General features: G+C 45.3%; 2 protein-coding genes. Both read right to left on the reverse strand.

What is annotated here, in order from left to right:
* The coding region (locus ACQXR1_RS22015; protein WP_430772869.1) for an amino acid adenylation domain-containing protein at positions 1-5,721 on the reverse strand (5,721 nt) is incomplete at its 3' end.
* Positions 5,722-5,746: 25 nt separating this feature from the next.
* Positions 5,747-9,320, reverse strand: a 3,574-nt coding sequence (locus tag ACQXR1_RS22020) for an amino acid adenylation domain-containing protein (protein ID WP_430772870.1), incomplete at its 5' end; no start/stop codon positions are given.

The raw sequence follows: 9,320 nt of genomic DNA on the forward strand, positions 1-9,320 counted from the left end.
GGGCTCAATCCGGTAGCCACGGATTTTCACCTGATCATCCGTACGGCCGAGGAATTCCATATTCCCGTCAGGGAGCCAGCGGACTACATCCCCTGTTTTGTACATGCGTTCACCCGGGTAAAAGGGATCCTCAAGAAAACGCTCCTCTGTTAAGGCCGGCCGATTCAAATAACCTCTGGCCACACCCGCTCCGGCAATGTACAGTTCGCCGATACATCCGGCAGGCAGCATCCGATGCTTCTGATTGAGAATATACAATCTGACATGGTGAACAGGTTTGCCAATAGGAATTCGTTCAAGTTTTTCATGCATCGGACAATCAAAGAATGAAGCTTCTACAGTTGCCTCTGTTGGCCCGTAGGAATTGGTTAATGCAACATTTGGAAGCAACTCGCTAAATCGGGAGACGAGATGGGCCCCCAGCTGCTCTCCACCGGAAAACACCCGCTTGAGTCCGTTTGGCTTCTTCATCGGTACAGAGCGATTTTTTATATGTTCTAAAAAGGCATGTAGCATTGAAGGCACAAAATGCATAGCTGTGATCTCTTGTTCTTCTATGGCCTTTGCGATCACTTCAGGTTCTTTTTCGCCTCCCTGAGGAAGCAGATAAACAGAAGCACCGGCATAAGGCCACCAAAACAGCTCCCATATTGAAGCGTCGAATGAATAAGATGTTTTATGCATAATCACATCTGATTGCTTCAGTTGATAACGGGACTGAAGGGAATTCAAAAAATTCACCGCTGATCGATGTTCAACTTCAACGCCCTTAGGCATCCCGGTAGAGCCGGATGTATAGATGACATAGGCTAAAGATTGCGGGAGAACGTTAACATTCGGATTGGACAAACGATGTTTCAGCCCGTTATTTGTCCGATTGAGATAAAGAATCTCTCCTGCAAATGCCGGAACATGAAGGCCGTCAGACTGAAGCAAGAGAATGTTTGTACCGCTGTCTTTGAGCAGAAAGCTGATTCGTTCTTCCGGATAATCCGGGTCAATGGGCAGATAAGCGCCGCCCGCTTTAAGAATGCCATAAATGCCAATCAACATTTCAGGCGAACGCCTTCCCATAATGGCAACTGTTGTTTCAGATTTTACTCCCCGTCCAATCAGCTCCCAGGCGATACGGTTAGCCTGTTCATTCAATTCTTTATAGGTCATCGCTCCAGCTTCAAAGATAACGGCTGTCTGATCAGGCGTTTTTGCTGCCTGCTGTTCGAGTGCATGGTGGAGCGTTTGATTCACCAGATAGCCCGTCTCCTGAACCGGATGGCATGCTTCAATGAACTCTCTCTCTTCTCCTATTGTTAAGATTGGGATGTTGTCCAATTCTGTTTCAGGACTGACAGCTGTATGTTCCACAAGGGTGGTGAAAAGGCCGGCCCACCTTTGGATGGTCGCTTTCTCAAACAAAGCTGTACTGTATTCAAACTGACAGAAAAGTTCGGAATCGTGTTCTGTAACATACAAGGAAATATCGAATTTTGATATTGGATGATGCAAGTCCTTCCATTGAAGCTGTACATCTTTCATTTTCAGCTTTTGCTGGTCCATATTCTGAAGGACAAGCGTTGTGTCAAACAGTGGATTCCGGCTCATTTCCCGCTGTACGCCGAGTTTATCCACGAGCTCTTCAAACGGATAATCCTGATGCTCGTACGCTTCCAGTGCCGTCTGTCTGACTTCTTTCAGAAATTCTTCAAATGTCTTATGACCGGCCGGGCGTGTGCGTAGAGCCAATGTATTGACGAACATCCCAAGAACAGCTTCAAGGTCGGCATGGGGCCGTCCGGCGATAGGTGAACCAATCACGATATCATCCTGAGCGCTTAACCGTGATAAAAAAGCTGAATACAAAGCGAGCAGTGTCATGTAAAGTGTGCTGCTGTTTTTATGGGCGAGCTGTTTTATCCGGGACGTGAGCTCTTTATCCATTTGAAAGGTTACTTTTCCGCCTGCGAATTGCCGTTCTGCCGGACGGCGTTTATCTGTAGGAAGCTCTAGTACAGGGAGGTCTCCGCTAAACTGCTGCAGCCAGTAAGTCTCCTGCTTTTGATACGAGTCTCCCTTTTTAAAAAGCTGCTGCCAGACGGCGTAATCTTTATACTGGATCCGCAGCGGCTTAAGCTGCCGTTTCGCATAAAGATCGGTGAATTCTCGGATTAGGAGCTGAACGGATACGCCATCTGAAATAATATGGTGCATATCTACCAGCAATACATGCTTCTCGTTCGACACTTTTACAAGACCCGCTCTAAATAACGGCGCTTGATTGAGATCAAAGGGACGAACAAATCTCTCGATATCGGTCTCTCTGCTTAATTCAAACGGTACCTCGGTGTGAATACGCTGAACAGGCTCGCCATCTGTCCCGGATACAAAGGAAGTTCGAAGAGGCTCATGCCGACTGATCAGTTCTTTACATACAGCAGACAGGTTAGCGACATCCAGTGTCCCTTCCAGTTCTAAGACCGCAGGCATATTATAGGCGACACCCTCATCAAGCTGCTGAAGCACATAGATCCGTTTTTGAGCGGAAGATACAGGATATGCCTCCCTTTCTTCTGCCGGTTCAATTGCTGCATACGGATTTTCTTCTGCATTTCGAATGATTGAAGCTAACCCTTCCACTGTCGGATAGGCAAAAATGTCCTTAAGCGGAACTTGCACATGAAATTCCTTTGCAATCCGTGACATCAGCACTGTTGCTTTTAGAGAGTGGCCGCCATGATCAAAAAAGTTGTCTTGGATGCCTATAGAGCCATTCTTCAGCACATCTTCAAATAATTGTGAAAGCTTTGCCTCTAACAGATTACGAGGAGCAGTATATGGATTTCCGCTGATTGAAGCATCTGGCTCTGGAAGTGCTGATTGATCTACTTTGCCATTTGGGGTAAGAGGTATGCTGTCAACCCATACCCATTTCGCCGGAATCATGTATTCTGGTAGCTCACTAGCCATATAGCTGCGTAAATCTATTGCATTCATCTTTTGTACACTGCAATAGTAAGCGCGTAATTCATGTTCACCGTTTTCATCTTGTCTGATGAGAATGGCAGCCTCTTTTATGTCCGGATGATTCATTAACGTGACTTCGATTTCTTGCGGCTCGATTCGATAACCCCTGATTTTCACTTGATTGTCTGCCCGTCCGATATATTCGATGTTGCCGTCTTCAAGCCGTCTGGCCACATCACCTGTACGGTACATGATCGCACCAGGCCTGAATGGGTCGGATGAAAATTTGTCGCGTGTCAGTTTATCGTGATTGACATATCCTCTGGCAACACTTGCGCCGGAAATATAGAGTTCACCAGGTACGCCGTATGGCTGCAGCTGTTTTTGATGATTCAAAATATATAGATCAGTACAGCTTATCGGTTTACCGATTGGCGGAAACTCCGGAATAGGGTCTCCTGGATGAATGGTATACGTAGATACGACATGAGTTTCTGAAGGTCCGTAATGATTGTGCAGGTGTATGTCGCGTTCACGTAACACCTCTTGGAAAAGGTCTGAAATCATTAATTGTTCCCCGGCTGCAATCAAGTGTTTGACGCCATAAGGAAACGAGTTTGTCAGTTGCTGCTCGCTGAAAATCATTTTGATAAAAGCAGTTGGGAGAAACACAATATTCGTCTGTTGCTTGTTTATAAATGCAAACAGCTGAGGCACATCTCTTTTTATGGCTTCTGGCACGATGTGCAGTGTGCCGCCTTTAAGAAGCGCAGAAAATATTTCTTGATAGCAGACGTCAAAGGCAGGTGTCGCAAATTGCAGAACATCTGCTTCGAAATCAATGCCAGAGTGTGCATATTCGAACTTCAGCAAGTTAGCCATGTTTCGATGCTCAAATTGAACACCCTTTGGTTTACCTGTTGTACCTGACGTATAAATGATATACAGCAGATCGTCAGCATTATTGACTGACTTCATGTTACTGCCGTCTTCTTTGCTTTCGATATCTTCTGCATGAGTGATAATGTAATTGTTTTCTAACGATGAGGAAAGATGCGCTTGTGAAACAACATGCGAACAGCCGCAGTCATTTAGAATATAACGGATTCTGTCAGCTGGATAATACGGATCAATCGGAACAATAGCGCCGCCTGCCTTTAAGATTCCAAGAACACCTGTGATAAACGCCGCTGAGCGTTCCATCATAATTGCAACGGGCTCCTGTCTCGCAACACCCTTCATTCGTAAATGCCGCGCCAATCTGTTAGCCGATTTATTCAGTTCTTTGTATGTTAACGAGCAGGCTTGATCAATTACCGCATAAGCATCCGGCGTCTTTTCTGCTTGTGTTTCAAACATGGCATGGATGGTTTCGTAAACTGGTGTTCGATCTGCGATTTCTCCAATCAGCTGCCGCTTTTCAGTGTCTGTCGTAATCTCGATTTCACCAGGTGGAAGATTCGGATTGTGTAAGATTTGCGATACAACATTCAGAAGATGCTCCTTGATAGAAAGCACAAAAGACCGATCGTGCTGCTCAGCATCATAGCTCATTTTCATATGGATTTCTTCTCCTGGTGCTACCATAAGATAAAAGCTGTAGTTGGTTTCATCGGCCACAGTGAAGTTATGAATCTGAAAAAGATCTGAAGCATGGTCCTGTTTGTTGAGCATTTGAATCTCTTGCTGCACCGGATAGTTTTCAAATACGAGAATATGGTCAATCAGCCCTTGCTTAACCGCTGAACGGGCTTGAATCTCATATAAAGGATGGTAGCTGTATGCTTCAGCGGCAAGACGGTCTTTTTGCATATCTTTTATGAGCTGTAGAAATGGTGTTTTTGCCCCCTGTACCCGAACCGGTATCGTGTTAATGAAAAGACCTACCATTTGTTCAATGCCTTCGATTTCGGCGGGTCTTCCAGACATGACAGAACCGAATACGGCGTCATCATGATTATTATATTTTTGAAGCAGAATGCCCCAAATGGTATGGAAAATCGTACTGAGTGTCACTTCTTCTCTTGCTGCAAGCTCCGAAAGCCTGCTGCTTTCTTTCTTAGAGAATGAAAACGTAACGTGTTCCTGCCTGCTTCTCCCTTTTGGTTTTTTCTGTTTTGGGAGCATGGTTTGCTGTTCATAGCCGGAAAGGTAATGATCCCAATATGAAACCGCCTGCTCTTTGTCTTGCTCCATCAGCCATTTGATATACCTTCCGTATGGCTGAACCGGCTCTAGTGATATAGCGGATTCATTTACATAAGATGCATAAATATGAAGAAACTCCTTTAACACAATGCTGAGGCACCAGCCGTCCATCATGATGTGATGAAAGGTCCAAATACAAGTGTATTGGCCCTCTCCTGTTTGAATCAGAGTGATGCGCATAAGCAGATCTTTTTGCAAGTGAAACCCTTGAGCGCGGTCTTTTTCTTTCAATTGTTCGATAAACTGTGATTGCTTCTCTTTGTTTAAATGCGTAATGTCTTTTTCCTGCACGATGACATTCCGTTCTCTCAGGACAACCTGCTGGGGAGAGGAAACATTTTGACTGATAAAAATTGTCCTGAAAATATCGTGTCTTGCGACAAGAGCATTGATGCTGTTTTGAAAATACTGCGGATTGACTTTTCCTACTATTGTAAAAGAAGCTTGCTCAACATATGCCTGTGAATCTTTTTGCAGGAGGGAATGAAAAAGCATCCCTTCCTGCATGTAAGACAGCGGATAAATATCCTGAATTGAATTCGCTTTTGTCATGTTCATGTCTCCCTGTCACGATTTTCTACAATTCTTCCACCAAGCTGGATATGCTGTCCAAATCCTCTGCCGTTAATGATTGACTGCTAAAATCGCTCAGTGTCTTTTCTGTTTTTTGTTTACCGGCGCAGTGTTTCATAATGTCCAGCAAAAAGTGTTCGATCCTGTTGATAAGCTGGTCCATTGTGTTTCTATGGAAACGGGCCGGCGGATAGCTAAGATTGAAATGAAGCTTTTTGTCTGCTGCCATTGCACTTATTTCTATGATTTGCTCACGCTTCCATGTATGAGTGATATCTTTTCCGCTTCCAAGACTTGATGGACGGAAGCTGCCCTGTCTTTCGATGTCGTTGAACTGGCCCAAATAGTTAAAGCTGATTTCAGGTGTTTTTGAAAACGCAATGCTTTTGTTTTCAGGGTGTGTGAGGTATTTCAGCATACCGTAACCTATCCCTTTGTTTGGTATCCGGCCCAGTGTATCTTTAACGGTTTTTACTGCGGTTCCCAGCTCATCCCTTTGATTTTCAAAGCTTATGAGGGCCGGGTACATGGATGTAAACCAGCCGACCGTCCGGCTGATATCTAACTCCGGCATAATGTGCTCTCTTCCGTGTCCTTCCATAGCGATTCGGAGCTTGCTTCCTCCTGTCCATTCACAAATCGCCAACGATGCCGCCGTTAACAGAATATCTTGTGTATCTGTACTATAGGCGTGATTGACGTTTTGCAGCAAAACGTCAGTGTCTGCTTCAGAGAGTGAAAAGCTTACCGAGTCCCTCTTGCTGCAGTCGGTGTTCTCATGAAACGGCATTTCATATGGCAGTTCCGCAGTTTGCTGTTCTTCTGCACTTCGCCAATACGCCTCTTCACGAATCAGCTTGCTGCTTTGGGCATATTCCTGAATCCGTCTGGCGTATTCCTGATAGGAATCAGTTTTAGGCGGAAGCTGAATCGCCTGGCCTGAAGACGCTTGTTGGTACCCTGCTGACAAATCCTCCAGCAAAATCCGCCATGCCACACCATCAACGACTAGATGATGGATCGCGAGGAACAAGTAATCCCTGGTCAGTGTTTTAAACCACGCGGCATGTAACAATGGCCCTTCCTGCAAATTGATGCTTTGCTGAAGATCTGCAACTTCTCGTTTGATTTGTGTTTCCCAATCGTTTTCAGATTGTGAAAGATCAGATATTTTTAACCTGTATAGCTGTGATTCATGAATGCCCTGGTTGATTTGAATCCATCGCCCGCCATCGTTACGATAAACCATCCGAAGCGCATCATGATGCTCCGCCAGCTTTTTTAAGGATGCTCTAAGAGCGTCTTCAGACAAACGGTCAGTATGGAAAAGCATGACAGACTGATTGAAATGGTGTCGTTCTTCTATGTCTTGTGAGAGAAACCATTTCTGAATAGGCGTCCATGGAACATCTCCCTGAACAGGTCCTTGTTCTATGACTCTCTCTGTTTTACGAATAAATGGTGATAAGTCTTTTATCTTTGGATGACGGAATAAATCACTTACCTGCAAGCTTAACCCGTGGCGCCCGAGACGTGCAGAAACTTGAAGCGCTTTGATGGAATCGCCGCCCAATTCAAAGAATGAATCCTCTATTCCGATCCTCTGGATGCCTAGAACCTCCTGCCAGATCAATGCCAGCTGCTCTTCAAGTTCGTTGCGTGGCGGGATGTATGTTTGTTTAGATGCGAAATCTGGTTCAGGCAGTGCTTTCCGGTTCAATTTGCCGTTCGATGTGAGCGGAAGATTCTCCATTTCAATGATATACGCCGGAATCATATAATTAGGCAGTGAACGGGCGAGAAGAGAACGCACTTGTTCAGCATTCGTGCCCGCTTTTACGCTGATATAGCCAAACAGCTCTTTGCTCCCTGACTGTCCTGTACGTGCCAACACCGCCGCTTCTTTGACTCCGTCTATGTGGCGAAGTGCTGATTCGATCTCACCCAGCTCTACCCGATAGCCTCTGACTTTTACTTGATCATCAATACGGCCAACGTACTCAATTGTGCCATCGGGAAGCCAGCGCGCCAGATCACCTGTGCGGTACAGTCGATCGCCGGGTACAAACGGGTTTTGGACAAATTTCTCTTTCGTTAAATCAGGACGGCGTAAATACCCTCTGGCAACGCCATCTCCGCCGACACAAAGTTCGCCAACAGCTCCGGCCGGCTGCAGCATTCCCCATTGATTTAAGATATAAGCGGAGGAATTGCCAACCGGCCGCCCGATCGGAATGGAGAGTTCATATGTTTTTTGAATGTGGAAGCATGTCGAAAAAGTTGTATTTTCGGTTGGCCCATATCCGTTCCATATCGATACTTCCGGGCAGGCATTTCTGATTCGATTGACGTGGCTTGCCGACAAAGCTTCTCCGCCTATGATCAGATGGTTAAGCTGCGAAAATGTTGTCTCGAGTTGCTCTGTCAAATGATTGAATAGAGACGAGGTCAGCCACATCGTTGTGATTCCTTGATGTTCTATGTATCTCTTAAGCTGTTGGGAATCGAGAAAGGTTTGTTGATCGGACAGGTGCAAAGCGGCACCATTTAACAGCGGTCCAAAAAATTCAAATGATCCAACGTCAAAACCGATTGATGATGTCATCAGAAGGCGGTCAGCTGGTGTAAACGTAATATAATTGCTGTTTTTCACAAGACGAATGACACTTCGCTGCTCAATCATGACACCCTTTGGTTTACCGGTTGATCCAGAGGTATAAATGATATATGCAAGTGAATGGGGCCCTGCTGAAGATTCAACGTTCTTCGCCTCTCCTTGCTTTTGAATATCTTCGATTATGATTTGTTCACATTCAATGCCTACTAGCTGTTTTTCTGTTTTTTCAGATTGAAGGAGTAATGCTGCCCTGCTGTCAGACAGCATATAAGCTATGCGTTCAACAGGCAGATTAGAATCGATAGGCAGATAGGCTCCCCCGGCTTTCAGAATGCCCAGCATACCTGCTATGAGTTCTGGCGTTCGTTCTGCCAACAAGGCTACGACTCGATCGGGACCGACTCCCTTTCTCTGTAGAAGTGAAGCAATTTGATTTGCCCAGCTGTTCAGATCCGCGTAAGTTAACTCTTGTGTATCGCTGACAATTGCTATGGCATTAGGCGTTTGTTCCGCCTGCATTTCAAAGAGTCTGCTGATGGTTTCATTTCTTGGATATTCTATTTTTGTACGATTGAGCTCATGGATAAGGTAATGGGCCTCATCTTCATTCAGGATATTTGTTGTTCCGAGAACGGCTTTGTTGTCCTGGATGATGGAGAGTAACATATTGATGAGGTATTGAAGCCACTTTTCTATCGTTTTTTTCTTATATAAGTCAGTACTAAACTCCATTTGGAACGTCAGCAAACCGTGGGGCTGTTCCTGAGCATATAGGGTTAAATCAAATTTGGACGTTTGATGCCCATTGTTTGCTGCAGGTTTGAGACACAGTTCATCCAGGTCCAACGATTCCTGATCCATGTTTTGAAGAACAAACATGACGTCAAACAGCGGATTCCGGCTCATATCCCTTGTCAATTCAAGCTTATCGACAAGCTCTTCGAACGGATAATCCTGATGC

This window comes from Bacillus sp. ATD (assembly GCF_050585765.1).
In the GTDB taxonomy this organism is placed as follows: Bacteria; Bacillota; Bacilli; order Bacillales; family Bacillaceae; genus Bacillus; species Bacillus stercoris.